Here is a 26,262-nt window from a genome sequence, read left to right on the forward strand (position 1 = left end):
GCGCCCGGCTCGGCGACCGCCTGCGCGTTGTAGTCCTGCACGTCGATGTCGTCGAGGCCGTAGGCGGCGCGGGTCGCGTCGATGTTGCGCTGGATGTACGGCGCCTCCGTCTGACCCTGGCTCGGGGCGACGAACAGGCGGTCGACGATCGCGGGGTAGATGGTGCCGACCACGAGGCCCGACACGACGAGCAGCGCCGTGCCGATGATCGGCAGCCGCCACCGGCCGATGATCGCGGTCACGAGGCAGAGCACGGCCACGAGCGCCGCGATGCCGGCGATGATCGCGCGACCCGGGATGCCGGCGTTCACGTCGGCGTAGGTGGCGCCGGTGATGAGGTCCTTCGCGTCGAGGAGGGTCGCGTACTGGTCGAACCAGATGCTGACGCCCTGCAGCGCGATGTAGACCGCCGCGGTGACGGCGAGCTGGATGCGCGCACGCCGCGTCACGCGCACCTCGCGCCCGGTGACCTGGATGGCGCCGTAGATGTACGAGGTCGCGAGAGCGGCGAGGCCGCCGATGAGCACGACTGCCGAGGCGTAGGCGAGAACGCCGCGGTACAGCGGGAGCTCGAAGACGAAGAACGAGATGTCGAGCCCGAACTGCGGGTCGACCTCGCCGAACGGCGTGCGGTTGAGGTACTGCAGCACGGTGTCCCAGCGGGTCGCCGTCGAGACGCCCGCGAAGAGGCCGAGCACGAGCGGGATGCCGACCATCGCGACGCGGCGCAGCGGCTCGATGAGCTGCTGGTACCGGTCGAGCTGCGCGTTGAGCTTCGCGTAGACCGGCCGCGCCCGGAAGGCGAGGAAGATGCTCAGCCACACGACGAGCGCCATCGCGACGAATCCGACGGCGAACATCGCCGCGAACGCCCCCCAGCGCGTCGTGAGCACGGACAGGAATCCGAGCTGGTCGAACCAGAGGATGTCGCTGTAGAAGCCGGCGAACACGAAGAACGCGATCACCAGTGCGGCGATGATCGCCGCCGAGATGGCGACGGCGGCACGGGTCCGGCTACGGGCGGGCGGGCTGGCGGGTGCGGGTCGGGTCGTCGACAACGGCGGCTCCTTCGATCCCTGTGATTCTACGGGGGGTCGTCTGCGAGATTCCCGGCGAGCGGTGCCGTCGCCTCACGCTCGCAGCGAACGCCCGGGGCCCCTTTCCGTTCTCAGGAGTTCCTGTGGCGGATGCCGGGGTCGGTCGCGGGCGGTCAGTCGCAGCGCGCGAGATCGGCGACGTCGCCGTCGGCGATCGCCTCGACGGCCGCGATGGCCTCGTCGAGCGTCGCCACCGAGAACACCTCGAGGCCGCCCGGGATGCGCCCCACGACGTCGTCGCAGTTCGACTCCGGAGCGAGGAACCAGTCGGCGCCCGCGCTCTGCGCGCCGTACATCTTCTGCACGATGCCGCCGATCGCGCCGACGCTGCCGTCGCCCGCGATCGTGCCGGTGCCGGCGATGTCCTCGCCGCCGGTCAGCCCGCCCGGCGTCAGCTTGTCGAAGATCGCGAGCGCGAACATCATGCCCGCGCTCGGCCCGCCGACGTTCTGCAGCCGGATGTCGACCTCGATCGGGAAGTCGTAGCTGGATGCCGCGTACACCCCGATCACGGGCGACCCGTCGTCACCCTCGGCGGGCGTCACGGTGACCGTCTGTTCGACGCCGTCGCGGCGGATGCCGATGTCGACCGGAGTTCCGACACCCGCGGCGAAGAGGACATCCCGCAGGTCCTGCACCGTCGCGATCGTCGCGTCGTCGGCCGTGAGGATCTCGTCGTCCGTCTCGAGCACCCCGTCGGACGGCGTGCCGTCGACGACGCCCGCGACGACGAACACACTCGAGTAGTCGATGCCGAGCTCGGTCAGGGCCGCGGCGACGGCATCCTGCTGCGACGTGTCCATCGCGACGGCGCTCTCCTCGTCGGCCTCCTCGTCGGACTGACCCACCGGGTAGACGGCGTCGATCGGCAGCACCGTGCGGCTCGGGTTGAACCACGCGCTCGCGACATCGATCCAGGCGAGCGGCCGCTCGCGCGACCCGTCGATGTAGACCGTGAGCATGTTCAGCTCACCCGACGTCGGATAGGTCGTCTCGTCGGGGATGTCGATGAGCGGCACGCTCTCGCCGTCGGCATCCTCGGTCTCGCCGAGCGTGTCGAACACGGGACCCGGCCGCTCCACCACGTACGGCGACGGAGCGCTCGCGAAGAGCACGGCCCCGGCGACGGCGGCGACGAGCAGCCCGAAGCCGAGGTAGCTCGTCCACGGGGCACGCAGGGCTGCCGGGAGACGGGAGCCGTACGGCTCCTCCTCCGTCATCGGATCGGGCAGCGACACCGCCGTGTCCTCCGTGTTCGCTTGGGGCGCAGAGCGCTCCGGGCGCGGCCCGTATGCACCGGGCTAGCGTAGTCGTCATGGCCGATAACCCGCCGCGCGAGCCCGTCGACCCCGACGACGACGACGCCACGGGCGAGTTCCGCGACATGCTGCGCGACTTCCTCGCCGGACAGACCGACATCGATCCGGCGAAGCTCGCGAGCGCCGCCGGGCTTCCCGACGATCCCGAGCTCGTGCAGCGGCTCATCGGGCAACTGCAGCAGGCGCTGCAGAACGGCGGCGACGGCATCAACTGGGGCCTCGCCATCGAGCAGGCCCGCACCCTCGCCTCGCGGTCGGCCGTGCCCTCCACGCCCGCCGAGCGCAGCTCGCTCGAGCAGGCGCTGCACGTCGCCGCGCTCTGGCTCGACGAGGCCACCTCGATCAGCACCCTCACGACCGAGCCGGTACTGCTGACCCGCGCCGGCTGGGCCGAGGCGACGATGCCGGTCTGGACGCAGCTCGCCGAGCCCGTCGCGAACTCGATCGCCGACGCGCTCACCCACGTGCTCGAAGAGCACGCGCCCGAGGAGCTCGGGGGCATGCTCGGAGGCGCCGGCAAGCTCATGCGCAACATCGGCGGCACCCTGTTCGCGATGCAGCTCGGACAGGTCGTCGGGCAGCTCGCCGGCGAAGCCGTCTCCGGCGGGGATGTCGGCATCCCCCTGCTCGACGGCGACACGCGGCAGGCCGCGCTCGTGCCGCAGAACGTCGACGACTTCGGTCGCGGCCTCGACATCCCGGTCGACGAGATCCGGCTCTACCTCGCCGTGCGCGAACTCGCCCACGCGCGACTGTTCCGCCACGCGAAGTGGCTCCGCCTGCACCTGCTCACGCAGATCACCGACTTCGCGCGCGGCATCCGCATCGACACCGAGCGTCTCGAAGAGCTCGCCGCCGACTTCGACCCGCAGAACCCCGAAGAGCTGCGTGCCGCGATGACGTCGGGTGCGCTCATCCCGCCGAAGACCGACGATCAGCTCGCCGCGCTCGCCCGGCTCGAGACGATGCTCGCCCTCATCGAAGGCTGGGTGGATGTCGTCACCGCCGCCGCGACGACGCGGTTGCCGCACGCGGTCGCGATCGCCGAGACCGTGAAGCGCCGCCGAGCCGCCGGCGGTCCCGCCGAGTCGGCGTTCTCCACGCTCGTCGGACTCGAGTTGCGCCCCCGCCGACTGCGCGAAGCCGCCGCGATGTGGCAGGCCGTGCACGACGCGGTCGGCGCCGACGGTCGGGATGCGCTGTGGGATCACCCCGACGTCGTGCCGACCCACGCCGACATCGACGCACCCGCTTCGCTCGTCGCCCGACTCACCGGCCCGGCCCCCGAGCCCGACGCCGTCGACCGTGCTCTCGAAGATCTCCTCGCCGACGACTCCGGCGACCGCCCCGTCGAGGAGTAACCCCACCCCGCGTCCCTCGCGGGTTGAGGAGCGCCGCGCGCAGCGCGACGCGTCTCGAAACCCTCGCGCCCGGGGCAACTTCGGGGTGGAGGGGGGGAGGCCAACGGATCGGCTCTCGGAGTGGAGAGCGGGGCCCCCTACCCCGATTCACTCCGAGATCCGATCCGGTGTCCTCCCTGTGGATCACGTCGGTACACGTTCGCTCTTCCGGGGCATCCTGTCGGGCATGGTGCTCAAACTCGACCCGCGGTATCCGATCCTGTGGCGCTCGCCGTCGAGCGTGCAGGTCGGGTCGGAGGGTGTCGCGATCCTCGACGAGGTGAGCGACGGCGACGCGCGGCTGCTGGCTGCTCTCGCTGCGGGGGTGTCGGAGAGCGGGTACGCGATGCTCGCCCGCTCGGCGGGCGTCGCGGTCGCACGGGCGGACGAGTTGCTGACGCTCCTGGTTGCGGCGCTCGAACGGCCGACGCCTCCGCTGCCGATGCGGGCGGCGGTGCTCGGCGACTCCGACCTCGGTCGGGCGATCGCCGGCCTGCTGTCGGCGTCCGACGCTCTCGGCGGTGTCGAGGAGGCGGGGGTCGTCGTGCTCGTCGGGGACGGGGTGCTCGCGCCGGCGGATCACACGCCGTGGCTCAGTCGCGATGTGCCGCACGTCGCCGTGCTGGCGGCGGAGACCTCGGTGACGGTCGGGCCGTTCGTCGAGCCGGGGTCGGGCCCGTGCCTGTACTGCGTGCATCTGGCGCGGGCCGACGACGATGCGGCGTGGCCGGCGCTCGCGACGCAGCTGCTCGGACGGACGGCGGCGCCCCTCGATCCGCTCGCACGGGCGGAGGTGGCCTCGTTCGCCACTCGGAAGGTGCTCGAACGACTCCGGGGGGAGCCCGGCGACGGCACCTCGTGGCGGCTGGATGGGCGGGGCGGCGTCAGCGCGCGGAGGTGGGAGCGGCACCCCGACTGCCGGTGCGCAGCTCCTCCAGGAACCGACTGGGCTGCCGCTCCTGACCTCGCGCTCCACGCCGTGCCCACGACAGTGTCAGCCGTCGGCGCGCGCGGGTGAGGCCGACGTACAGCAGGCGACGCTCCTCGTCGATCGCCGGCAGGCCGCGGGCGTGCACGATCGGCAGCATCCCCTCGCTCAGTCCGACGAGATGCACCGAGTCCCACTCGAGCCCCTTGGCCGCGTGGAAGGTGCCGAGCACGACGGCTCTCACCGGCAGCTCACCCTTCGACTGCTCGCGGTCCTCGATCTCGGCGGCGAATCGTCCGAGCGTCACGTCCTCGGGCGTGGCCTCCGCGAAGCGCACGAACGCGTCGAGCCCGGCCCAGTCGTCGCGCGGGAGCGTCGAGTGCGTGCGGTCGACGGTCCACCCGGCGGCGCGCGCCGTGTCGGCGACGAACCCACGCACCGGATCGTCGGGGAACCGCTGGGCCTGCACGGCGAGCGCCGAGGTGAGTTTGCGCACGGCCGGGATGTCGAAGAACGCCGTGCCGGAGAGCGAGCGCGTCACGATGCCCCGGGCCGCGAGCGCCTGCTCGAGCGGCCCGGCCTGCTCGTTGACGCGGTGCAGCACGGCAACCTGCTCGGGCTGCGCCCCCGCGGCGAGTTCGGCGGCGATCGCGTCGGCGACCCCCGCGGCCTCCGCGGCGTCGTCGTCGTAGACGGTCGGCTCGGCGACGACACCCCGCGTCGCCGTGGCCGATCGCAGCTCGAGTGCGCCCGGGCGTCCGCGCATGAGGCGGTTGGCGACATCCAGGATCTGCGGGGCCGACCGGTAGTTGCGCTCGAGACGCACCACCTCGGCGTTCGGGTGGTCGCGTTCGAAGTCGAGCAGGTAGCGGCTCGACGCCCCCGCGAAGGTGTAGATCGTCTGGTTGGCGTCACCGACGACGCACACGTCGGTGCGGTCGCCGAGCCACAGCGAGAGCAGCCGGTGCTGCAGCGGTGAGACGTCCTGGTACTCGTCGACGACGAAGAAGCGGTACTGCGCGCGCACCCGGTCGCGGGCGAGCGGCTCGCTCTCGAGCATGCCGCACGCGACGAGCAGCACGTCCTCGAAGTCGATGCGGCGGCGCTCGTCCTTGAGCTCCTCGTAGTGGTGCTGGATCTCGGCGACCGCGTCGGCATCGAGCCCCCGCGGCAACGTGCGCTGCCGGGCCGCCGCGGCGTACGCCTCGATGCTGAGCTCGGAGGTCTTGCGCCACTCGATCTCGCCGGCGACATCCCGCACCGCCCCGCTGCCGAGCTTCACCCGCGCGCGCTCCCCCGCCTCGGCGATGTAGCGCGCCTTGTTGTCGAGCAGACGCGGGGCCGAGCCGCCCACGAGGTCGGGCCAGAAGTAGCCGAGCTCACCGAGCGCCTCGGCGTGGAAGGTGCGCACGACCGCCCCCGACGCGTCGAGGGCGCGCAGTCGGTGCCGCAGCTCACCCGCGGCCTTCGCCGTGAAGGTGAGCGCGAGCAGCGTGCCCGGCGAGTAGACGCCTTCGTGGATGCCGTGCGCGATGCGATGGGTGATCGCGCGGGTTTTACCGGTGCCGGCTCCGGCGAGGATGCAGACCGGACCGAGCAGCGTCTCGGCGGCGTGGCGCTGCTCGTCGTCGAGTGCCGCGAGGATGCCGTCGACCGCGGCGCTCACGACCGGGTTCCGTCGTCGAGCTCGCCACCGAACCAGTGCTCGATGATCGCCCGCGCGATCGAGGTCGGACCGGGCAGTAGCACCTCGCGCGACGCGGCCGCCGCGGCGAGCTCGTCGCGGGTGAACCAGCGCAGCGCCCGGATCTCGTCGCCGTCGGCGCGGCCGGTCGTGTCCGACCCGGCGACGACGCGGGCCTGGAAGCCGACCATGAGCGACGCGGGGAACGGCCACGGCTGGCTGCCGAGATACTCGGGGTCGGCGACGCGTACGCCCGACTCCTCGAACACCTCGCGGATCACGGCCGCCTCGAGCGACTCCCCCGGCTCGACGAACCCGGCGAGCAGCGAGAACCGGGTGTCCTCCCACGCGGCGTTCGACCCGAGCAGCAGCCGGTCGTCGTCGTCGAGCACCCCGACGATGACGGCGGCATCGGTGCGCGGGTAGAACTCGGTGCCGTCGGGGTCGCGGCGCACCCACCCCGAGAGCGCCGGTTCGGTCTCGACGCCCGCGCGCGGCGAGTACCGCGACACCGAGTGCCAGTTGAGGATGGCGAGCGCCTGCGTGAAGAGCCCGGCGTCGCGCTCGTCGAGGCGCGCGCCGATGCGCCGGAGGTCGCCCCACTCGGCGGGGCCGGACGGCACGTCGTCGAGCTCGTCGAAGCCCTCGGGCGAGTCGACCGCGAGCACGACGAGCGGGGTGTCGGCGGGGAGATCGTCGGAGCGTTCGACGGTGCGGCCGAGGTAGACCGCGAGTGCGGCCTGCGGCACGACCGACGGCGGCAGGATGGCGAGCCGCGTCGGGCTCGCGAGCAGGGCCTTGCCCTCGTGCAGGACGATCGCGCGGGTGCGGGCGTCGTCGAGGAGGGCGTCGATGCCGCCCGCGCGGCCGAGGTGGTCGCGGTCGAGAGCCGCCCGCGCGAGGGGGAGACGGGATGAGAAGGACCTGGGTGCGGGAGTGTCGGACATCCGCACTCCTCCTGCACCGACCTACCCTGTGGTCATGGCCCGGTCGCATCTCACTCTAGCGGCGCTCGCGACGTCCGCCGTGGCGGACCTCGAGGTCGTCGGCGCGCAGTCGTTCGGTGCCCCCGGCGGCGACTTCGACAGCGCCATCCTCACCGGCCGCGACGGCCGGCACTGGATCGTGCGGGTGCCCCGCTCGGAGCGTGCCGAGCAGGAGCAGTCCGCCGACCTCGTCGCGCTCCGCGCCCTGAGTGCCGGAGTGCGCGCGCGGCTGCCGTTCACCGTCTCGACGTTCGCCGGGCAGGTCCCGGTCGACGGCACCCGCGCCGTCGTGTCGGAGTTCGTCTACGGCGCGAAGGTGCCGCTCGGTGCGATGAGCGACCAGCTCGCCGCCTCCATCGGCACCGCGATCGCCGCCATCCACTCGCTCCCGCCGACGGTGGTGGTGGATGCCGGACTCCCCTCGCACTCGCCCGTCGAGGCCCTGCGCGCCGTCGTCTCGGTCATGGATCGCGCGGCCGCCACCGGTCTCGTGCCCGCGGCGCTGCTCTCCCGCTGGGAGCGCGCGAGCGAGGAGCCCACTCTCTGGCAGTTCACCCCGACGGTCGTCAACGGCTCGCTCGGTGCCGATTCGTTCCTCTCGGTGGGCGACGAGGTCACCGGCATGATCGGCTGGCACGCGCTGCGCGTCGGCGATCCGGCGGCCGACCTGCAGTGGCTCGCCGGTTCCGGACTCGAGGTCGTCGACGCCGCCTTCGCCGCCTACGCGAGCACGCGGGGCGCCGTCGACCGCCAGCTCCGCACCCGGGCGGCGCTGCTCTCCGAGCTCGAGGTGGCGCGCTGGCTGCTGCACGGCACCGAGTCCCGCGACACGACGATCGTCGACGACGCCGTCGCCATGATGTCGTCGATCGTCGACGACGTGCAGAAGGACCTCATGTCGCCGCTCGCCGAGCGCACGACCGGACCGCTCGACGTGGACGAGGTCGAGCAGCTGCTCGAGCGTACGTCGCACATCCGCTGACCGGGACGGTGAGTACCGGATGCTGACGCGCGCCGAGATCGACGAAGGCCGCGCCTTCGCCGCCACCGCGCTCGCCGACGCCGGCATCGTGCTCACCCCCGACGAGGAGGCGACGCTCGAGGTGAGCGACTTCGGCCTCGGCGATCTCGCGTCGATCGGTCTGCAGATCCTCGTCTACGTCAACACCGAGCGGGTGTGCGCGAAGGAGCTCGTGCTGCGCCCTGGTCAGGTCTGCCCCGAGCATCGGCACGTGGGCGACGGCGACGAGCTCGGCAAGGAGGAGACGTTCCGGGTGCGTACGGGCGAGGTGTGGCTCTACGTCGACGGCGACGCGACGCCCTCGCCTCGAGCGACTCCCGCGAGGCGGGAGCACTTCAGCGTGTGGCACGAGCTCGTGCTGCGGCCGGGCGATCAGTACACGATCTTCCCGGGCACCCGGCACTGGTTCCAGGCCGGGCCCGAGGGGGCGATCGTGACGGAGTTCTCCACCCGCAGCACCGATGAGCGGGATGTCTTCACCGACCCCGACATCCGCCGCATCACCGTCGTCGCCGACTGACGCGTCTCGGTGGTCGAGTAGCGGCGCAGCGGCGTGTCGAGGCCCCGCGACCTACCGCACCATCCGGATCGCGACGAGCCCCTCCCACTCGGGCTCGACCTTGCGCTCCCCGTCGGGCGCGAAGCCGTTGCGCGCGTAGAAGGCATTCGCGCGCGGGTTGTCCTCGGCGGTCCACAGCTGTGCGGGCCGATCGCCGAGCACGGCGTCGAGCAGCGCCTGTCCGGTGCCCGACCCGTGCGCACGCGCGAGCTGGTAGAGGTGCCAGAGCTGGAGGTCGCGCGGGTCGCCCTCGGGCGCGCGGCCGGCGAGCGCATACCCGACGACCTCGCCGTCGAGTTCGGCCACGCGGAGGTTCGCCCCGCGCGCGATGCCGTCACGGAACATCTCCGTGTTCACGGGGAGCGCCGCGAGGAACTCCCGGCTCAGCAGGTGCGCGTACGCCTCGCGCCACCCCGCGCGCTGCAGCTCGGCGATGAGCTCGGCCTCGTCGGGCCGGGCTTCGCGGACCGTGATCATCCCGCCAGGCTAGCCCGCGAAGCGCGCGACCCACGGTGTCGCGGGGGCGGCCACGAGCTGGTCGAGCGTTCCGCGCTGCACGACCCGGCCACGCTCCACGACGAGCAGGTCGTCGGCGAGCTGGGCGGCATCCTCACGATCGTGACTCACGACGATCGCCGGACCGCCGAAGCCGCGCAGGTGGCGCGCGAGGTCGGCGCGCACCTCGTCGCGCACCTCGACGTCGAGCGACGCCATCGGCTCGTCGAGCAGCAGCACATCGGGCTCCGACGCGAGCGCGCGGGCGAGGGCGACGCGCTGCGCCTGCCCGCCCGAGAGTGCCTCGGGATGCCGGTCGGCAAGCGCGACGAGATCGAGCCGCTCGAGCCACGGCTGCGCCGCCTCGCGCGCGGCACGCCACCCGCCGAGCCGCACCCGCTGCGCGAAGGCGACGTTGTCGCGCACCGTGAGGTGCGGGAAGAGCAGGAAGTCCTGGAACACCACCCCGACCCCGCGGCGTTCGGCGGGGAGCGCGGCGAGGTCGCGGCCGGCGAGCCGTACGCTCCCCCGCGCGTCGGTGAGCCCCGCGACACCGGCGAGGACGCTCGATTTACCCGCGCCGTTCGGGCCGACGATGCCGAGCACCCGTCCCGCGGGCACGTCGAACTCTGCGACGACGGCGAACGCCTCGCGCGGCACGGTCAGCGCGACCTCGAGGGTCATCGCACGACCCCCGGCATCCACCGGTCGCGCAGGGCGAGCAGTACGACGAGCGAGACCGCGAGCAGCACGAGGGCGAGGGCGATCGCGGTCTCCGGGTCGGAGTTCATCGCCAGGTACGACGCGATCGGCAGCGTGCGGGTCACCCCGGGGAACGAGCCGGCGAAGGTGATCGTCGCGCCGAACTCGCCGAGGGCGCGGGTGAAGCACAGCACCGCGCCGGCGGCGACACCTGGCGCGATGAGCGGGAGCGTGACGAGCCGGAACACCTGCGCCCGCGACGCGCCGAGCGATGCCGCGGCGAGCTCACTGCGTCGATCCGCCGACCGCAGGGCGCCCTCGACCGCGAAGACGAGGAACGGCATCGCGACGAAGGTCTGCGCGAGGACGACCGCAGGGGTCGTGAAGGGGAGCGTGATGCCGACCTCGGCGAGCCACTGCCCGAACAGGCCGCGGCGGCCGAGCAGCAGCAGCAGGGCGATGCCTCCGACGACCGGCGGCAGCACGAGCGGGATCGTGATCGCCGCCCGGAGCAGGCGGCGCGCGACGACGGGCCAGTGCACCGAGTGGGCCAGGAGGACGGCGAGCGGGATGCCGAACACCAGGCACACGACCGTGCTCACGGCGGCCGTCGCGAGCGAGAGTCCGAGGGCCTGGAGCACGGGCTCGCTGCCGAGGAGCCCCGGCAGCTCCGCCCAGGGCGCGCGCACGACGAGGCCGACGAGCGGGAGCACGAGGAGGGCGAGGCCGATCGACGCCAGAACCACGACGACGGGCCCGACGCGCCTACGGGAGGCCGAAGCCCGCATCCGCGAGCGCCTCCCGTCCGATCTCACCGAGCACGAAGTCGAGGAACGCCCGCGCGGCGTCGAGGTTCGGGGCGTCGACGAGGAGCGTGATGGGGTACCGGTTGACCACCGCCGCCGCCTCGGGCAGCTCGATCCCCTCGACGTCGTCGCCCGCCGCGATCACGTCGGTGCGGTAGACGAGGGCGGCATCCACCTCGCCGAGCGCGACCTTCGTGAGCGCGGCGCGCACGTCCTCCTCGAGGGTGTCGACGCTCGCGGTGACGCCCGCGAGGGCGAGCAGCCTCTCGGCCGCCGACCCGCACGGCACCGCGGGGTCGCACAGCGCGATCGCGAGGTCGGGGTCGACGAGGTCGGCGAGTCCCTCCACTCCGCCGGGGTTGCCGGCGGGCACGGCGAGCTCGAGCACGTTCGTCGTGAAGATCACCGGGTCGACGGCGAGCCCCGCGTCGGCGACGGTCGCCATCGTCGACTCGTTCGCGCTCGCGAAGACGTCGACGGGAGCGCCCGAGAGGATCTGCTCGGCGAGCGCCGACGAACCGCCGTAGCTCAGCACGATCTCGACGCCGGGATGCTCGGCCTCGAACCGCGTGGCCAGCTCGTCGACGACGTCAGTGAGGGATGCCGCGGCGAGCACCGTGACGGAGCCGGTGAGCGCATCCTCGTCGACCGGCGACGGCGCCGCGCACCCGGCGAGCAGCAGGATGCCGACGGCCCCCGTGAACGGTCTCACAGCGCCTCGACCGTGACGGTCGTCGCCTTCGCACTCGCGACCACGAGGCGGCCGGGCGCGAGCCCGAGCTCCTCGGCGGCCTCGCGCGTCATGAGCGACACGACGCGGAACGGCCCGGCCTGCACGTCGATCTGCGCCATCACGCCGTCGACCTGCACGCGCGTGACGATGCCGGTGAAGCGGTTGCGGGCCGACGCCTTCGCGAGCGGGAACGCCTCGGCGAGGGCCGACGCCGCCTCGGGCTCCTGCAGCAGCGGGAGGAGATCCCTCCCGGCGACGACGGCGCGACCGTTCTCGCCCTTGCGGACGGGCAGCTTGCCGGCGTCACCCCAGCGCCGCACGGTGTCGTCGCTCACCCCGAGCAGCGCCGCGGCTTCCCTCACCGAGAACTCGTTCACGTCCGAAATCCTCCCATAGAGCCGCAGGCGCGGATAGATCACTCCCATTCATCCGCTTGCGCGTCCAGCCCACCGGCGGCGAATGTCACGTGCGTCGGTCTGCCCGAACGCGCACGTCGCAGGCAGGGAGAAGGAAGATGACGACACGCGCGAGCGCGCGGTGGGGCTCGCTGCGAGGATGGAGGCATGCCTGTCGACCCCGGATCCCCGCGCTACGCGCGGCAGCGCATCCTCTCCGGTTTCGGACCCGCCGCGCAGTCGCGGCTCGCGGAGGCCCACGTCGTCGTCGTCGGGGCGGGCGGGCTCGGCAGCTACGTGCTGCCGATCCTCGCCGCGGCCGGTGTCGGCGAGATCACGATCGTCGACGACGACACGGTCGCCGAGTCGAACCTGCACCGGCAGACGCTGCACCTGCCGGCCGACGTCGACCGCAGCAAGGCGCGCTCCGCGGCCGGACGCCTGGCCGTGCTCTCCCCCGAGACGAAGGTGAGGATCGTCGAGAGCCGGTTCGAACCGGGCGCGACGTTCGACCTCCTGCTCGAAGCCGACGTGCTCGTCGACGCCACCGACAACCCGGCCGCGCGCTACCTCGCGAACGACGCGGCGGCGATCCGCGGCATCCCGCTCGTCTGGGGTTCGGCGCTCGCCTACGCGGGCCAGACCGGCGTCGCGTGGGACGAGAAGGGGGTCGACTACCGCGACCTCTTCCCCGAGGACGGCGACGCCGCCGCGGGCGACACGTGCGACGTCGTCGGGGTGCTGCCGAGCGTCCCCGCCGTGATCGGATCGATGATGGCGACCGAGGTGCTCAAGCTGATCACCGGCGTCGGCGAGCCGTTGCTCGGACGCGTCGCCGCCTACGACGCACTCACCGGTCGCACGCGCGAGATCGAGTACCGTCGCGATCCGGAGGCGCCGCGCCCCGGGTCGCTCGAGGAGAGGACGGCGGCGAAGGTGGACGCTCCGCAGCGCACGATCAGCCCGGAGGAGCTGCGCGACGAGCTGGCGAGCCCGAACCCGCCGCTGCTGCTCGACATCCGCGAGCCGTGGGAGGCCGAGCTCGTCTCGATCCCCGGTTCGAGGCTCATCCCGATGGGCCAGATCCCCGAGGTCGTGACGCAGCTCGACTCCGACGCCGAGACGGTCGTCTACTGCCACCACGGCGTGCGCTCGGCACGGGTGCTCGAGTTCCTCGAGCAGAACGGGTTCACCGCGGCGCGGCACCTCACCGGCGGCGTCGACGCGTACGCGGCGAAGGTCGACCCGTCGCTCGCGAGGTACTAGTGGCCCGCACCCCGGTCGCCGAGCACGAGGGTCGCGTGCGGGCGTTGCTCGCGCCGCTGCGCACCCGGGAGACCGAAGAGGTCGCGGTCGGTTCCGCACTCGGGCGGGTGCTGGCGGGCACGGTGGTGTCGCCCATCGATCTGCCCCCGTTCCGCAACTCCCAGATGGATGGTGTCGCCGTCCGCTCAGCCGACGTGCATCCCGGCGTCTCGCTGCCGCTCGCGGGCGAGGTCGCTGCCGCGGCCGGAACCCCGGCCCCGCTCGCCCCCGGCACGGCGGTGCGGATCATGACGGGGGCGCCCGTCCCCGAGGGGGCGGATGCCGTGGTGCCGATCGAGGACACGGTGATGACCGACGACGGTCGGGTCACGATCGCGTCCGCCTGGGCGACGGGGTTCTACATCCGCGATGTCGGTTCCGACCTGCGCGCGGGCGACGAGCTGCTGCCGGCCGGGCAGCGCCTGGCGTCCCGTCACCTCGCGGCGCTCGCGGCCGCCGGCCTCACCACAGTGTCGGTGGTGTCGCGGGTGCGGGTGGCGGTGATCTCGACGGGCTCCGAGCTCGTGGCGCCGGGTGAGGCGCTCGGGCCGGGGCAGATCGCCGACTCCAACGGCACGGCGCTCGTCGCCGCGGCCCGGGATGTCGGCGCCGAGATCGTGCTCGAGGGCCGGGTGGTCGACGACGCGGACGCCTTCGCGGCGCTGCTGGATGCGGCGCTCGCCGCCGACGCCGAACTCGTCCTCACCTCGGGGGGGATCTCGATGGGCACGCACGAGGTCGTGCGCGACACCCTCGAGCCGCTCGGCGCGACGATCGACGTGCTCGCGATGCAGCCGGGCGGACCGCAGGCGATCGCGGCGTACCGCAGCATCCCCGTCGTGTGCTTCCCGGGCAACCCGGTGTCGAGCCAGCTCTCCTTCCTGCTCTTCGTCGAGCCGATCCTGCGCGAGCTCGCCGGGCTGCCCGACCGCATCCGGGTGTCGCGCGTGCTCGACGAGCCGATCACCTCGGTGGCGGGCAAGCGGCAGTTCCTGCGCGGGCGCGCGCTGCCCGACGGGCGGGTGGCGACCGTCGGCGGTCCGTCGTCGCACCTCGTCGCGGCCCTCGCCGCCGCCGACGTGCTCGTCGACGTCCCCGAAGACGCCACCGAGCTCCCCGCGGGCGCGACTGTGGAAACCTGGGAGCTATGAGCGAGCACGGCGCCTCAGCACTGACCCACCTCGACGACGAGGGGCGTGCCCGGATGGTCGACGTCGGCGGCAAGGCCGTCACGCGCCGGGTCGCCGTCGCCACCGGGCGGTTCGACACGACGCCGCAGGTCGTCGCGCTGCTGCTGTCCGACGGCCTGAAGAAGGCCGACGCCCTCGCGACCGCGCGGATCGCCGGCATCCAAGCCGCGAAGCGCACGAGTGAGCTCATCCCACTCGCCCACCTGCTGCCGCTCGAGAAGGTCACGATCGAGTTCGAGCCGGAGGAGTCGTCGATTGTCCTCCGCGCGACCGTCGCCGTCACGGCGAAGACGGGCGTCGAGATGGAGGCGCTCACCGCCGTCGCGGTCGCGGGACTCACGCTGCACGACATGGTCAAGGCCGTCGACCCCGCGTGCGTGCTCGGCGACATCCGGCTCGTCGAGAAGACGGGCGGGAAGCACGGCCACTGGACCCCAGACGGTCACCACGCGCGCGGGCACGGCGAGACCGCACCGCGCGGGACTGCCGTCGTGCTCGTCTCGTCGACCGGCGCCGCCGCCGGCACCCGCGACGACCGCACCGGCCCGGTGATCGTCGACTGGATGCGGGCGCAGGGCTACGCCGTCGACGAGCCCGTCGTCGTGCCCGACATCGACATCGAACGCGCCCTCGCGGCCGCTGTCTCCGGCGCGCCTGCGCTCGTCATCACGACGGGCGGCACCGGCATCCACCCGCAGGACCTCACGCCCGAGGCGACCCGCGCCGTGCTCGACCGCGAGCTGCCCGGCATCGCGGAGGCCATCCGCGCGGCGGGTCGCGCGGCGACGCCGACGGCGGCCCTGTCCCGCGCGCTCGCCGGCATCGCGGGCTCGACGATCGTCGTCAACCTCCCGGGCTCGCCGGGCGGGGTGCGCGACGGGCTCGCGGTGCTCGAGACCCTGCTCCCGCACGTGCACGATCAGCTCGCGGGCGGCGCGCATGAGTGAGCCCGTCGCCTTCGTCACCGACGCCCCGATCGACCGCGCGTGGCTCGAGGCGCAGGTGATGACGGATGCCGACGGGGCGCTCGTCGTGTTCGAGGGTGTCATCCGCAACCACGACCACGACGCCCCGGTGTCGAGCCTCGACTACCAGGCCCACCCCGACGCGGAGCGCTTCCTCGCGGACGTGTGCGCGTCGATCGCGACCTCGTCGGGGCTGCGCGTCGCGGCGGCGCATCGCGTCGGGCACCTCGCGATCGGGGACGTCGCACTCGTCGCCGTCGTCGCCGCGCCCCACCGCGCGGAGGCCTTCGCGACCTGCGCGGAGCTCGTCGACGAGATCAAGCAGCGCGTGCCGATCTGGAAGCGCCAGCACCTCGCCGACGGTCCCTCGGAGTGGGTCGGGCTTTAGGTCACTCGACCGACGGTTGCATCAGTACCGACGAGCACTCGTGCCATCGCGTGCTCGAGCGCCGAGGCATCCGGGTCCGTGTCCACGTCGTGCCCGCTGCCGACCTGCCGCGTCTGTGCCCGAGCACTCGCTGCGTAGGAATCCGCCAGGTCGCGCATCGCCTTGGCCAGGGTCTCGTTCGGAGTGCCCTCGGCAGCGAGTCGAAGCGCCTTGACGGCTGCGTTCCGTCCACTTGCCCAGCTGCCGTCCGCGAATACGAAGATCGAGGTGCTACCCGTCACGGAGATCATCCACCCCGGCGCGCCGTGGAGGCTCGTGCCCTCCACCCCTCGCTCGAGCGCCAGTACGGCGAACCTGCTCGCCGCGGCCTGGATGCCCTCGCGGTTGCGGCGCGCCGCTTCCTGCTCGGCAGCCACTCGGGCTTCCTCCGCGGCCACGGCGTCGTCGAGGGTCACACAGAGAGGCTAGAGGTCAGCCGCCGGAGAAGGGCGGCAGCACGTCGACGCGGGCTCCGATCGCGCGGGCGGGGTCGCGCGTCACGACGCCGTCCACGAGGAAGGAGCCCTTCGCGAGCACCGGTCCCAGCGAGGGGTAACGCGCCAGGAGGGTGTCGCGCAGCTCGCCGACTGTCGCCGCCGCGAGGTGCTCCTCGTCGCGGCCGGCGGGCTCTGCCGCGGCCGCGAAGTACCGCACGAGCACCTCAGCCACGACGCTCAGCCACCGATCGCACCCATCGAGCGCTCGGGCCGCACGAAGTCGGCCGCGTCGATGCCGTGCCCGGCCTGCTTGTTCCACATCGCACCCTGCCAGCGCGACGCGATCTCGGCATCCGAGGCACCTCCGCGCAGCAGCGCGCGCAGGTCGGTCTCGTCGTCGCCGAACAGGCACGACCGCACGGTGCCTTCGGCGGTGAGCCGGGTGCGGTCGCAGGCTTCGCAGAACGAGCGGGTGACCGACGCGATGACTCCGACCGTCGCGGGACCCCCATCCACCGTCCACTCCTCGGCGGGCGCCGACGGGTCTTCGCGGCCGGCGGGCGTCAGCGTGAAGCGCCGGCCGAGCTCGGCCAGCAGCTCCTCCGCCGACACGAGGTTGTCGCGCCGCCAGGTCTCGTCGGCGTCGAGCGGCATCTGCTCGATGAAGCGCAGCTTCACGTCGTTCGCGAGCGCCCACTCGAGCAGCGCCCCCGCGTCGGGGAGGGTCTCGCGCAGCGCGACGGCGTTGATCTTGATCGGCCCGAGTCCCGCCTCACGCGCGGCGTCGAGCCCGCGCAGCACGGCTGGCAGCCGGTCGCGGCGGGTGACGGCGGCGAAGTGCTCGCGGTCGATCGTGTCGAGCGAGACGTTCAGTCGCGTCAGTCCGGCCTCCGCGAGGGCGGCGGCGCGGCGGTCGAGTCCGACGCCGTTGGTCGTCATCGCGAGCGGGATGCCGGGGGCGACCTGCGACGACGCCCGGATGATGTCGACGAGGTCGGGTCGGGTGAGCGGCTCGCCACCCGTGAAGCGCACCTCGCGCACGCCGAGGTCGTGCACGGCGATCCCGACGAGGCGGCCGATCTCGTCGGCGGAGAGCAGGTCGCGCATCGGGATGACCGGCAGCCCTTCCGCGGGCATGCAGTAGGTGCAGCGCAGCGAGCACGCCGAGGTGATCGAGACCCGCAGGTCGCGCGCGATGCGACCGAAGCGGTCGACGAGGTCGGAGGTCTCCGGTCGTCCCTCGCGCGACGGCGCGGCGGCGGGATCGCGGCGCAGTGCCGGGATTCCGAGGGCGACGGCGGGCATCCTCCCACCCTACGGCGCGGGGGTTCGCGGCGCCGCGAAAGTGAGGTTGACTGGAGACGTGCGACGACTCGCCGGACCCGCCGCCCTCGCGCTCGTGCTTCCTCTCGCCGCCTGTGCGGCGGTGCCGACCGACCCGGGGGTCGATCTCGTGCGCGCCGGCTGCCCGGTCGACATCCGCATCCACACCGATGACCTTCCGCACGCGGAGTGGGGCTTCCTCTACGCGCTGCTCGACGCCGACGAGATCGAAGTCGGCGACGACCGGGTGACCGCGCCGCTCGTCGTCGACGGGGAGCCGACCGGCTCGACCCTCACGATCCTGCTCGGCGATCCCCTCGACGGCGTGAGCGTCAACACGCTCCTGCAGGACGACTCGGACATCCTTCTCGGGGCGGTCGACACCGACGTCGCGCTCCTCGACGCGAAGCGCGCCCCGACCGTGGGCGTGTTCGCCCCACTGGCTCGCGACCCGCGGCTGCTCTTCTGGGACGCCGAGGTCTATCCGAACCTGCGCACCATCGAGAACATCCGCGCCACGTCGACCCCTGACGGCGCGGCGCTCATGCCGGTCGCGGCGGTGCCGGGCGATCCGTTCACGAGCTATGCGATCGGGATGGGCTGGATCCTGCCCGAGCAGATCGTGGCGGGCACCGACGTCGAGGTCGAGCTCACGGTGCCGGCGTTCCTCGAGTCGGGGGCACTCCGCGCCCAGGCGGGAGACGCCCTGCTCGTGCCGCACCTCCTCGAGCAGCCCGATGTGCCGCGTGCGGCGCGCTGGCAGGTGATCGACTCGCTCGGCTACACGCGCGACGCGGGAGTGCTGTCGGCCGAGCCTCACACCCTCGTGCGATCGAGCGACTGCCTGCACGAGCTCGTGCCGATCCTGCAGCGCTCGCTCGTCGACTATCTCGAGCAGCCGGAGCGCGTGAACGAACTGCTCGTCGAACTCGCCGCGCAGTTCGGCGACGAGGCCTACGACGCCGACGCCGTCGCGTTCGCGAGCGACGAGCTGCTCTCGCAACGCTTCGCCGGCAACTACCGCGACGGCACCATCGGCGACTTCGACCTCGGCCGGGTGCGGGGACTCTTCGAGAACGCGATCCCGCGTTGGCTCGACGCCGAACTCCCCGTGCCGTCGGGGGTGGCGCCGGAGGACATCATGACCAACGACTTCATCGACAGGTCGATCGGCCTGTAGCCGCGCGGCAGCGGATCACGTCAGAGCAGGTGACGCGAACCCCACCCGCGCTCCGGAGACACAGCAGCGGGTGCCGGGTCTCTCGCCACGACCCCGAGCGTCTCCACCGATTTCGCGTACTGGAACCCCGCGCGGGCGGTGAACTCGTCATCGTCGATCGTGTAGCGCCCGTGCAGCCCCGCCTCGACGATGCGCCACGGGCGCGCGTTCGACGGGGTGAGCGCCGACCCGGTGTCGGCGACGAACTGCCTGTAGTCGTAGTCGTACCCGTAGGGCGTCTCGAGCCGCAGCGAGAACGTGTCGACCGCGATCGTGCCCGCCGCGAGGTCGATCTGCAGCATCCGCTGGAATCCGGTCGCGCGCTCGCCGGTGTGGGTGCGGTACTCCTGGTAGTCGGCGACGAGCTCGGTGACGGTGTGACCCGGGATGCCGCCCGCGTCGTCGGTGCGGATCTGCCCGAGCCCGTGGAAGTGACCGGAGAGCACGAGCACGACGTTGCGGTTCGGGGCGATGAGTCGCTCCCAGAGCTCCTGACCGCGGGACACCCAGCGTGACGACGTCGACCGCGCAGCCCGGCTGTCGACGGTGTCGGGCGTCACGTGCTCGTGCGTCGACAGGATGACGTTGTGGTCGGGATGCGCGGCGACGACCTCCTGCGCCCACGCGATCTCGCGGTCGTCGAAGGCGTACGGCAACGACAGCATGAGGAACCGCGCGCCCTCGGCCTCGAAGGTCGAGAAGTTCGCCGAGTTGTCGTCGGGCGCGAGCGACCCGCCGTACCAGGGCGTCTCCGCGTACCGCGCCGGGCCGAAGTACGCGTTGAAGAGCGACGCGTCGGCGCCGCGGAGGTTGTCGTGGTTGCCCGGCAGCACGCTGTTGGGCACCCTGGCATCGTCGAGGATCGACTGGATCGCCGACGCGCGTTCGTACTCGCGCAGCGCCCGCTCGGCGGTCTGTTCCGGATCGACCCAGTTCTGGATGACGTCGCCTGTGTGCGTGGCGAACTCGATCTTCCGGCCCGGGGCGTTGGCGGCGATCCAGGAGGTGATCGCCGCGTAGACCTCGGGATACGACTCGGTCAGGTACTGCGTGTCGGTGATGTGCGAGATCGCGAGGTCGTAGTCGTCCGGGTTCTCGAGTGCCCCGTCCGGTGCGGATGCCATCGCCGCCTCGGTGCGCGGACCGTTCTGCACCAGCAAGGCGACCTGACCATCGCGCAGGTCGGATTCCGCGAGCTCCCCGCTCAGCACCATCGAGTCGCCCGTGCCGGCGTCGAGCAGCCTCCACGCGTCACCTGCCCAGACCGAGAGCTGCACCTCGGTGCGACCGGTGCCGCGACCCGCCCAGGTGACGGTCGAGCCGACCTGCAGGTCGGACCCGTCGAGCACGAGCCGCTGGTAGGGGTAGGCGTAGCCGTCGTCGTCGATGGGGCCGGGTGCGAGGGGGTCGAGGCGGGTCTCATTCTCGCCCGCGAGGGTCGCGAGCGGTCCCAGCTCGGTCGTCCCACCCCACGCCTCGACCACCGTCACGGGCGCACCCTCGGGCTGTTCCGGCTCGGAGGCCGGACTCGCGGTCGGCGCCGGGAAGTCGGGCTCCAGCTCCACCCGGAGCGTCGGTTCGATCCACACGACCTCGTCGATCGCCCCGGGCGTCGCGACACCGACCACGAAGTCGTCGGCGTCGACGCCGGTGAACCTGCTGCGCTGGAACGTCTGCTCGAGCAGGCGGTCGGGCTGGTAGGTCGTCAGGGCGATCCCCTTCGTGCACGGGCTCGGCGTCACGTTGATCGCGTCGAGCACGTTCGCGGCGTAGATGCCGACGCTGTCGACCCGGTCGCCCGCCGCATCCGTCAGCCACACCCCCGCACCGAGGAGGGAGAGCGCCGTGTCGTACGTCGTCTCGGCCGTCTCTGCGAGCGCCGTGCCGACATGCGCCGCGAGATACACCTCGCCCGGGTCGAGCGTCGTCCCGGGTGGGATCGTGAACTGCGGCGTCGCGGCACGGGCGCCGTCGACGCGGCAGCGCCACGCCGTCCAGCCGCCCAGGTCGACGGCCTCGGTGCCGTAGTTCCCGAGCTCGAGGAAGTTGCGCTGCACGGCGCCCGCAGGCATCCCCTCGGGGCTCGGGTCGGTCGCGATCTCGCTGATCGCCACCGTCGGTCGGCCCTCGTAGCCGAACGTCGCGTCGACGAGCGTGTCGGGGCGCGTCGCGTTGCGGCGACCCGGCGTGCGCGGCGCGACGACGAAGTCGCCCGACGCCGTGAGCTGATGCGACTCCCCACGCGCCATGTCGAGCGTCGCCGGCAGCTTCGCTCCGCCCTGGCACGCGCTGTCGTGGTGCACGGCGACCGCGGCGCGATCGACGAGGGCGCCGTCGGCGGTGCGGACGAGGATGCCGAACTCGCGGTCGGCGAGCGGGGTCGCGTAGCGAGCGTCGGCGGCACGCGTGAAACCGCCGGCACCGGCGACCCACGTGCCGCCGGGCTCGAGGAGGGTTCCTGCGGCGACGGTGAGCTGGAGGGTGCTCGGACGGAGGCGACCGGTCGCCGTGCACCGGAACAGCTGCCAGCCGCCGAGATCGACCGTCTCGTCGCCGTCGTTGCGCAGCTCGACGAAGTCGTCGTCGTCACCGCCCGCTCCGGCACCGGCCAGCTCGGAGATCACGACGCCCGTGCGGGCCAGGGCCGGGGAGCGCGTGGCATTCGGTGCCGCGATCGACGCCGGAGCGACGATCCAGTCGCGGGCGGGGTCGCCCGTCGCCGCCACCCGCTGCCAGCTCTCGTCCTGCGCGAAGTCGAGCACGTTCGGGAGGTTGCCGCCAACCGGCGTGCACTCCCCCTGCGTCGGCCACGGCTCATCCGGGTAGACGCCGACGAGATCGACCGGACGGTCGTCGGCATCCTCGAGGTAGAGCCCGAAGCCCGTGAGATCGAACGACGACGTGACGTGGTCGTCGCCCGGCATCCCGACCCTGCTCACCGTGAAGATCTCGCCCGGCTGGAGGACGACGCCCGTGAGGTCGCCGAGGGCGAGGCCGACCTTCGCCCGCAGTGCCTTGTAGTTGCAGCTGTAGACCTCCCAGCCGGTGAGGTCGACGGGTTCGTCACCCCAATTGCGCAGCTCGAAGAACACGTCGGCGTCGGAGCGCGCCGCGCCGTTGGTCAGCTCGTTGATCAGCACGGTCGGCGCGGCATGCGGATCGGTTTTCGGCAGAGCGGCCGACGCCGGTTCGGCGACGACGATCGCTCCCCCGACGACGACGAGTGCGGTCAGCGCGGCGAAGATCGGGCGATGCACGCGCCCAGGCTCACCGGGTCAGGTGAACGTGCGGCGACGCGGTGGAGCGTGTCGGGTGAACTCAGCGGCGCGCGGCGTGAAGCTGCGCGACAGGGCGCAACTGCACGACGGGTCGAACGGAGCGCACGGGCCGCTCGGGCTCGGGGGTGTGCTCGGCGGCGTCGAGTTCGAGACCGCGCGCGGCGAGGGCGACGAAGGTGCCCCCGAAGAGCATCACGACGGCGATCATGAACCACGAGGCGCCGAGCGCCGTCGCGGGCTGCACCGCGGGCAGGCCGATCGAGAAGCCCGCCAGAGCGGCGGCGGCGAGCAGGAAGCCGGCGGCGGCGATCGCTGCCCCGATGGTGACACCCGCGTGCTTGCGCATCTCAACTCCTCCGTCGAATGAAGAGACAGAGGCGGGGGCCGACTATGACGCAAGCAGAACCGCCCCCGGCCCCACAATAGGGGACACGGGGGCGGCGGGAGCGAGGGTTTCGCTCAGGATTCGCTCAAGAAGCGGCGGGTCAGCGCGCGGCGCTGCCCTCCGTGTAGCCCTCATCCTGCTGCTTCCACGCGAACAGGGCGCGAAGCTCCTTGCCCGTTTTCTCGATCGGGTGCGCGGCACCCTTCTCGCGGAGCTCGAGGAACTCCTTGGCGCCGCCATCCTGGTCGTCGATGAAGCGCTTCGCGAAAGCACCCGACTGGATGTCGGCGAGCACGCCCTTCATGTTCTCCTTGACCGACGGGTCGATGACGCGCGGGCCCGAGACGTAGTCGCCGTACTCGGCCGTGTCGGAGACCGACCAGCGCTGCTTCGCGATGCCGCCCTCCCACATGAGGTCGACGATGAGCTTGAGTTCGTGTAGCACCTCGAAGTAGGCGATCTCGGGCTGGTAGCCGGCCTCGACGAGCGTCTCGAAGCCGTACATGACGAGCTGCGAGGTGCCGCCGCAGAGCACCGACTGCTCACCGAACAGGTCGGTCTCGGTCTCCTCGGTGAACGTCGTCTTGATGACGCCGGCGCGCGTGCCGCCGATCGCCTTCGCGTACGACATCGCGGTGTCCCAGGCGGTACCCGAGGCGTCGTTCTCGACGGCGACGATGTCCGGGATGCCGCGGCCCGCGACGAACTCGCGACGCACCGTGTGCCCGGGCGCCTTCGGCGCGACGAGGATCACGTCGACGTCGGTCGGCGCCTCGATGTAGCCGAAGCGGATGTTGAACCCGTGGGCGAACGCGAGCGTCTTGCCCGGCGTCAGCTTGTCCTTGATCGACTCGGCGTAGATGCCGCGCTGGTGCTGGTCGGGCGCGAGGATCATGATGACGTCGGCCCACTCGGCGGCGTCGGCGACGCTCTTCACCTCGAAGCCGTCCTCGGTCGCCTTGGCCGTCGACTTGGAGCCGTCCTTGAGGGCGATGGCGACCTCGACACCCGAGTCGCGCAGGTTCTGCGCGTGGGCGTGGCCCTGCGAGCCGTAGCCCACGATCGCGACCTTCTTGCCCTGGATGATCGAGAGGTCGGCGTCCTTGTCGTAAAAGATCTCAGCCATTGGTGTGTTCTTTCCTTCGTTGATCTCGGTGGTTGAGTAGCCGCGCAGCGGCGTGTCGAAACCAGCCCGGTGGGCTGCTAACTCTTGAAAACTCTCTCGGTGATGCTCTTGCCGCCGCGGCCGATCGCGAGAAGGCCCGACTGAGCGATCTCCTTGATCCCGTACGGCTCGAGCATCCGCAGCAGGGCCTGCACCTTGCCGCTGTCGCCGGTCACCTCGATGACGAGGGCGTCGGGCGCGACGTCGACCACGCGCGCGCGGAACAGCGTCACCGCCTCGAGGATCTGCGAGCGGGTGCCGTTCTCGACCTTGACCTTGATGAGCAGGTGCTCCCGCTGCACGGAGGCGTCCTGGTCGAGCTCGACGATCTTGATGACGTTGATCAGCTTGTTGAGCTGCTTGGTCACCTGCTCGAGCGGGAGCTCGTCGACATCCACCACCACGGTGATGCGCGAGAGACCCTCGATCTCGGAGTGACCGACGGCGAGCGACTCGATGTTGAACCCGCGGCGCGCGAACAGTCCCGCGACGCGGGTCAGGAGACCGGGCTTGTCCTCGACGAGGAGCGACAGGACGTGACGCGACATCAGTTATCTCCTCGCGCCGCCGCTGCTGCGGCGCGAGCCGCTCCATCGACCGAGCGCGGTCGCTCGATTGCGCTCATGCTTACTCCTCTTCCCAGGTCGGGGCGAGATCGCGGGCGTACTGCACCTGCGAGTTTCCGACGCCCTGCGGCACCATCGGCCACACCATCGCGTCGCGGCTCACGATGAAGTCGATGACGACGGGGCGGTCGTTGGTCTCGATCGCGAGCTTGATCGCGGGGTCGATCTCTTCGGGCTTCGTGACGCGGATGCCGAGGGCGCCGTACGCCTCGGCGAGCTTCACGAAGTCGGGCACCATGCGGGTCTGCTGGTCGACACCCGTGTGCCCGGTGTCGAGGTCGGTGAACGAGTGGCGGCCGTCGTAGAACAGCGACTGCCACTGCCGCACCATGCCGAGCGAGCTGTTGTTGATCACGGCCACCTTGATCGGGATGTCGTTGATCGTGCAGGTCGCGAGTTCCTGGTTGGTCATCTGGAAGCAGCCGTCGCCGTCGATCGCCCACACGAGCCGGTCGGGCTGGGCCACCTTGGCGCCCATCGCCGCCGGCACCGAGTAGCCCATCGTGCCCGCCCCGCCCGAGTTGAGCCAGGCGTTCGGACGCTCGTACTTGATGAACTGCGCAGCCCACATCTGGTGCTGGCCGACACCCGCAGCGTAGATCGCCTCGGGCCCGGAGAGCTGGCCGATGCGCTCGATCACCGTCTGCGGAGCCAGGAGTCCGTCGTCGGGGTCGTCGGTGTAGCCGAGCGGGAAGTTCGACTTGAGTTGGTTCAGCCGCGTCCACCAATCGTCGAGGTCGGGCCCCGACTTCTTCGCGACCGACTCGAACGCGTCGAGCAGCTCGGGCAGCACATCCTTGAGGTCACCCACGATCGGCACGTCGGCGTGCTTGATCTTGCCGATCTCCGCCGGGTCGATGTCGACGTGCACGACCTTCGCGTTCGGGGCGAACTCGCTCACCTTGCCGGTGACCCGGTCGTCGAAGCGCGCGCCGAGCGCGATGATGAGGTCGCTCTCCTGCAACGCGAGCACCGCGGGCACCGTGCCGTGCATGCCCGGCATGCCGAGGTGATGCGGGTGCGAGTCGGGGAACGCGCCGCGCGCCATGAGGGTCGTGACGACCGGCAGGTTGGTGCGGTCGGCGAGCTTGAGCAGCTCCTTGTGGGCACCCGCCCGCACGACGCCGCCGCCGACGTAGAGCACGGGACGCTTCGACTCGAGGATGAGCTCCGCCGCCGCCGTGATCTGCTTGCCGTGCGCCTTCGTCACCGGCCGGTAGCCCGGAAGGTCGAGCTTCGGCGGCCACGAGAAGTTCATGAGGCCCTGCTGGGCATCCTTCGTGATGTCGACGAGCACGGGACCGGGGCGGCCGGTCGAGGCGATGTGGTACGCGGAGGCGAGCGCCGCGGGCACGTCTTCCGCGCGCTTCACGAGGATCGAGTGCTTCGTGATCGGCATCGTGATGCCCACGATGTCGACCTCCTGGAAGGCATCCGTGCCCATCGACGTCGAGAACACCTGGCCGGTGATCGCGAGCAGCGGCACCGAGTCCATGTAAGCGTCGGCGATCGCGGTGACGAGGTTCGTCGCTCCGGGGCCCGAGGTCGCGATCGCGACGCCGACCCGACCCGACGCCGCGGCGTAGCCCTCGGCCGCGTGGCCGGCGCCCTGCTCGTGGCGCACGAGGATGTGGCGGATGGCGGTCGAGGCCATCAGCTCGTCGTAGAACGGCATGATCGCGCCGCCCGGGAGGCCGAAGACGTCGGTGACGCCGAGCTTCTCGAGGGAGGCGAGGATCGCGCCGGATCCGGTCATCTGCGCGCTGTCGCGCGGGGGTGCGGGATGGGCGTCCGCAGTCATGGGATTCCTATCGAGT

25 protein-coding genes are annotated in these 26,262 nt (G+C 72.0%); 8 read left to right on the top strand and 17 right to left on the bottom strand.

What is annotated here, in order from left to right:
• The coding region (locus tag ACO1X9_RS10245) for a UPF0182 family protein (RefSeq protein WP_486350733.1) at positions 1-1,058 on the bottom strand (1,058 nt) is incomplete at its 3' end.
• 152 nt (positions 1,059-1,210) lie between these two features.
• Positions 1,211-2,335 (bottom strand): YlbL family protein, encoded by a 1,125-nt coding sequence (locus ACO1X9_RS10250; protein WP_486350734.1) that lies wholly within the window; start codon positions 2,333-2,335, stop codon positions 1,211-1,213.
• Between the two features lie 77 nt (positions 2,336-2,412).
• Between ACO1X9_RS10250 and ACO1X9_RS10255 the strand changes: the two genes are divergently transcribed.
• Complete coding sequence (locus ACO1X9_RS10255; protein ID WP_486350735.1) at positions 2,413-3,777, top strand: zinc-dependent metalloprotease; 1,365 nt, start codon at positions 2,413-2,415, stop codon at positions 3,775-3,777.
• A gap of 923 nt (positions 3,778-4,700) precedes the next feature.
• Here ACO1X9_RS10255 and ACO1X9_RS10260 read toward each other — a convergent pair.
• Both ACO1X9_RS10260 and nudC read right to left on the bottom strand, forming a co-directional pair.
• Positions 4,701-6,410, bottom strand: coding sequence for an ATP-dependent helicase (locus ACO1X9_RS10260; protein WP_486350736.1), 1,710 nt, complete (start codon positions 6,408-6,410; stop codon positions 4,701-4,703).
• Positions 6,407-7,375 carry an NAD(+) diphosphatase gene (gene nudC / locus ACO1X9_RS10265; protein WP_486350737.1) on the bottom strand — a complete coding sequence of 323 codons (969 nt, stop codon included), beginning with the start codon at positions 7,373-7,375 and terminating at the stop codon, positions 6,407-6,409. Before nudC ends, ACO1X9_RS10260 begins: the two co-directional genes overlap by 4 nt.
• A 34-nt stretch (positions 7,376-7,409) precedes the next feature.
• Between nudC and ACO1X9_RS10270 the strand changes: the two genes are divergently transcribed.
• A complete protein-coding gene (locus ACO1X9_RS10270; protein ID WP_486350738.1) occupies positions 7,410-8,396 on the top strand; it encodes a phosphotransferase in 987 nt (328 codons plus the stop codon).
• 19 nt (positions 8,397-8,415) lie between these two features.
• Positions 8,416-8,955 carry a D-lyxose/D-mannose family sugar isomerase gene (locus ACO1X9_RS10275; RefSeq protein ID WP_486350739.1) on the top strand — a complete coding sequence of 180 codons (540 nt, stop codon included), beginning with the start codon at positions 8,416-8,418 and terminating at the stop codon, positions 8,953-8,955.
• A gap of 51 nt (positions 8,956-9,006) precedes the next feature.
• On the opposite strand, the gene ACO1X9_RS10280 is transcribed toward ACO1X9_RS10275, so the two are convergent.
• The 5 genes from ACO1X9_RS10280 to ACO1X9_RS10300 are packed head-to-tail and all read right to left on the bottom strand — an operon-like array spanning position 9,007 to position 12,107.
• Positions 9,007-9,471, bottom strand: coding sequence for a GNAT family N-acetyltransferase (locus ACO1X9_RS10280; protein ID WP_486350740.1), 465 nt, complete (start codon positions 9,469-9,471; stop codon positions 9,007-9,009).
• A 9-nt stretch (positions 9,472-9,480) separates the two neighbouring features.
• Positions 9,481-10,173 carry a sulfate/molybdate ABC transporter ATP-binding protein gene (locus ACO1X9_RS10285; protein ID WP_486350741.1) on the bottom strand — a complete coding sequence of 231 codons (693 nt, stop codon included), beginning with the start codon at positions 10,171-10,173 and terminating at the stop codon, positions 9,481-9,483.
• Complete coding sequence (locus ACO1X9_RS10290; protein ID WP_486350742.1) at positions 10,170-10,979, bottom strand: ABC transporter permease; 810 nt, start codon at positions 10,977-10,979, stop codon at positions 10,170-10,172. Before ACO1X9_RS10290 ends, ACO1X9_RS10285 begins: the two co-directional genes overlap by 4 nt.
• Entirely contained in the window at positions 10,957-11,709 is a 753-nt protein-coding gene (gene modA / locus ACO1X9_RS10295; protein ID WP_486350743.1) for a molybdate ABC transporter substrate-binding protein, read from the bottom strand. Before modA ends, ACO1X9_RS10290 begins: the two co-directional genes overlap by 23 nt.
• A complete protein-coding gene (locus tag ACO1X9_RS10300) occupies positions 11,706-12,107 on the bottom strand; it encodes a TOBE domain-containing protein (protein ID WP_486350744.1) in 402 nt (133 codons plus the stop codon). The genes modA and ACO1X9_RS10300 overlap by 4 nt, the downstream gene beginning before the upstream one ends.
• Before the next feature lie 186 nt (positions 12,108-12,293).
• Between ACO1X9_RS10300 and ACO1X9_RS10305 the strand changes: the two genes are divergently transcribed.
• The 4 genes from ACO1X9_RS10305 to ACO1X9_RS10320 are packed head-to-tail and all read left to right on the top strand — an operon-like array spanning position 12,294 to position 15,973.
• Entirely contained in the window at positions 12,294-13,391 is a 1,098-nt protein-coding gene (locus ACO1X9_RS10305; RefSeq protein ID WP_486350745.1) for a ThiF family adenylyltransferase, read from the top strand.
• The gene (locus ACO1X9_RS10310; protein ID WP_486350746.1) at positions 13,391-14,581 is read left to right on the top strand and encodes a molybdopterin molybdotransferase MoeA; all 1,191 of its coding nucleotides are present in this window, start codon (positions 13,391-13,393) and stop codon (positions 14,579-14,581) included. Before ACO1X9_RS10305 ends, ACO1X9_RS10310 begins: the two co-directional genes overlap by 1 nt.
• Positions 14,578-15,567: a bifunctional molybdenum cofactor biosynthesis protein MoaC/MoaB gene (moaCB, locus tag ACO1X9_RS10315; protein WP_486350747.1), complete on the top strand. Its 990-nt coding sequence runs from the start codon at positions 14,578-14,580 to the stop codon at positions 15,565-15,567. The genes ACO1X9_RS10310 and moaCB overlap by 4 nt, the downstream gene beginning before the upstream one ends.
• Positions 15,560-15,973: a molybdenum cofactor biosynthesis protein MoaE gene (locus ACO1X9_RS10320; protein ID WP_486350748.1), complete on the top strand. Its 414-nt coding sequence runs from the start codon at positions 15,560-15,562 to the stop codon at positions 15,971-15,973. The genes moaCB and ACO1X9_RS10320 overlap by 8 nt, the downstream gene beginning before the upstream one ends.
• On the opposite strand, the gene ACO1X9_RS10325 is transcribed toward ACO1X9_RS10320, so the two are convergent.
• Genes ACO1X9_RS10325 through moaA form a run of 3 tightly spaced genes read right to left on the bottom strand, consistent with a single transcriptional unit; the run spans position 15,970 to position 17,754 of the window.
• On the bottom strand, positions 15,970-16,428 hold the full coding sequence (locus tag ACO1X9_RS10325) for a hypothetical protein (RefSeq protein ID WP_486350749.1): 459 nt from the start codon (positions 16,426-16,428) through the stop codon (positions 15,970-15,972). The genes ACO1X9_RS10320 and ACO1X9_RS10325 overlap by 4 nt on opposite strands.
• Before the next feature lie 16 nt (positions 16,429-16,444).
• Positions 16,445-16,681, bottom strand: a complete 237-nt coding sequence (locus ACO1X9_RS10330; protein WP_486350750.1) for a MoaD/ThiS family protein — start codon at positions 16,679-16,681, stop codon at positions 16,445-16,447.
• Positions 16,682-16,686: 5 nt separating this feature from the next.
• Positions 16,687-17,754 (bottom strand): GTP 3',8-cyclase MoaA, encoded by a 1,068-nt coding sequence (gene moaA, locus ACO1X9_RS10335; RefSeq protein WP_486350751.1) that lies wholly within the window; start codon positions 17,752-17,754, stop codon positions 16,687-16,689.
• 58 nt (positions 17,755-17,812) lie between these two features.
• Here moaA and ACO1X9_RS10340 point away from each other — a divergent pair, with 58 nt between their 5' ends.
• A complete protein-coding gene (locus ACO1X9_RS10340; protein ID WP_486350752.1) occupies positions 17,813-18,952 on the top strand; it encodes a hypothetical protein in 1,140 nt (379 codons plus the stop codon).
• Between the two features lie 20 nt (positions 18,953-18,972).
• Here the strand turns inward: ACO1X9_RS10340 and ACO1X9_RS10345 are convergent, their stop codons facing one another.
• The 5 genes from ACO1X9_RS10345 to ACO1X9_RS10365 all read right to left on the bottom strand — a co-directional run bounded on the left by ACO1X9_RS10345 (position 18,973) and on the right by ACO1X9_RS10365 (position 26,246).
• A complete protein-coding gene (locus ACO1X9_RS10345; RefSeq protein WP_486350753.1) occupies positions 18,973-22,248 on the bottom strand; it encodes a lamin tail domain-containing metallophosphoesterase family protein in 3,276 nt (1,091 codons plus the stop codon).
• A gap of 61 nt (positions 22,249-22,309) precedes the next feature.
• Positions 22,310-22,615, bottom strand: a complete 306-nt coding sequence (locus tag ACO1X9_RS10350; RefSeq protein WP_486350754.1) for a hypothetical protein — start codon at positions 22,613-22,615, stop codon at positions 22,310-22,312.
• Between the two features lie 139 nt (positions 22,616-22,754).
• Positions 22,755-23,780, bottom strand: a complete 1,026-nt coding sequence (gene ilvC, locus ACO1X9_RS10355) for a ketol-acid reductoisomerase (protein ID WP_486350755.1) — start codon at positions 23,778-23,780, stop codon at positions 22,755-22,757.
• Positions 23,781-23,857: 77 nt separating this feature from the next.
• Positions 23,858-24,367, bottom strand: a complete 510-nt coding sequence (ilvN, locus tag ACO1X9_RS10360; protein WP_486350756.1) for an acetolactate synthase small subunit — start codon at positions 24,365-24,367, stop codon at positions 23,858-23,860.
• Between the two features lie 79 nt (positions 24,368-24,446).
• Positions 24,447-26,246, bottom strand: a complete 1,800-nt coding sequence (locus ACO1X9_RS10365) for an acetolactate synthase large subunit (protein ID WP_486350757.1) — start codon at positions 26,244-26,246, stop codon at positions 24,447-24,449.
• Between the last annotated feature and the right edge of the window lie 16 nt (positions 26,247-26,262).

This window comes from Pseudolysinimonas sp., from assembly GCF_057350545.1.

What these genes read in the sequence shown, in the direction of transcription:
- ACO1X9_RS10285 (WP_486350741.1), bottom strand. Translation starts at nt 10,173, where the DNA reads ATGACCCTCGAGGTCGCGCTGACCGTGCCGCGCGAGGCGTTCGCCGTC.
- ACO1X9_RS10255 (WP_486350735.1), top strand. Translation starts at nt 2,413, where the DNA reads ATGGCCGATAACCCGCCGCGCGAGCCCGTCGACCCCGACGACGACGAC.
- ilvN (WP_486350756.1), bottom strand. Translation starts at nt 24,367, where the DNA reads ATGTCGCGTCACGTCCTGTCGCTCCTCGTCGAGGACAAGCCCGGTCTC.
- ilvC (WP_486350755.1), bottom strand. Translation starts at nt 23,780, where the DNA reads ATGGCTGAGATCTTTTACGACAAGGACGCCGACCTCTCGATCATCCAG.
- ACO1X9_RS10320 (WP_486350748.1), top strand. Translation starts at nt 15,560, where the DNA reads ATGAGTGAGCCCGTCGCCTTCGTCACCGACGCCCCGATCGACCGCGCG.
- ACO1X9_RS10305 (WP_486350745.1), top strand. Translation starts at nt 12,294, where the DNA reads ATGCCTGTCGACCCCGGATCCCCGCGCTACGCGCGGCAGCGCATCCTC.
- moaCB (WP_486350747.1), top strand. Translation starts at nt 14,578, where the DNA reads ATGAGCGAGCACGGCGCCTCAGCACTGACCCACCTCGACGACGAGGGG.
- ACO1X9_RS10350 (WP_486350754.1), bottom strand. Translation starts at nt 22,615, where the DNA reads ATGCGCAAGCACGCGGGTGTCACCATCGGGGCAGCGATCGCCGCCGCC.
- moaA (WP_486350751.1), bottom strand. Translation starts at nt 17,754, where the DNA reads ATGCCCGCCGTCGCCCTCGGAATCCCGGCACTGCGCCGCGATCCCGCC.
- nudC (WP_486350737.1), bottom strand. Translation starts at nt 7,375, where the DNA reads ATGTCCGACACTCCCGCACCCAGGTCCTTCTCATCCCGTCTCCCCCTC.
- ACO1X9_RS10275 (WP_486350739.1), top strand. Translation starts at nt 8,416, where the DNA reads ATGCTGACGCGCGCCGAGATCGACGAAGGCCGCGCCTTCGCCGCCACC.
- ACO1X9_RS10290 (WP_486350742.1), bottom strand. Translation starts at nt 10,979, where the DNA reads ATGCGGGCTTCGGCCTCCCGTAGGCGCGTCGGGCCCGTCGTCGTGGTT.
- ACO1X9_RS10270 (WP_486350738.1), top strand. Translation starts at nt 7,410, where the DNA reads ATGGCCCGGTCGCATCTCACTCTAGCGGCGCTCGCGACGTCCGCCGTG.
- ACO1X9_RS10280 (WP_486350740.1), bottom strand. Translation starts at nt 9,471, where the DNA reads ATGATCACGGTCCGCGAAGCCCGGCCCGACGAGGCCGAGCTCATCGCC.
- ACO1X9_RS10365 (WP_486350757.1), bottom strand. Translation starts at nt 26,246, where the DNA reads ATGACTGCGGACGCCCATCCCGCACCCCCGCGCGACAGCGCGCAGATG.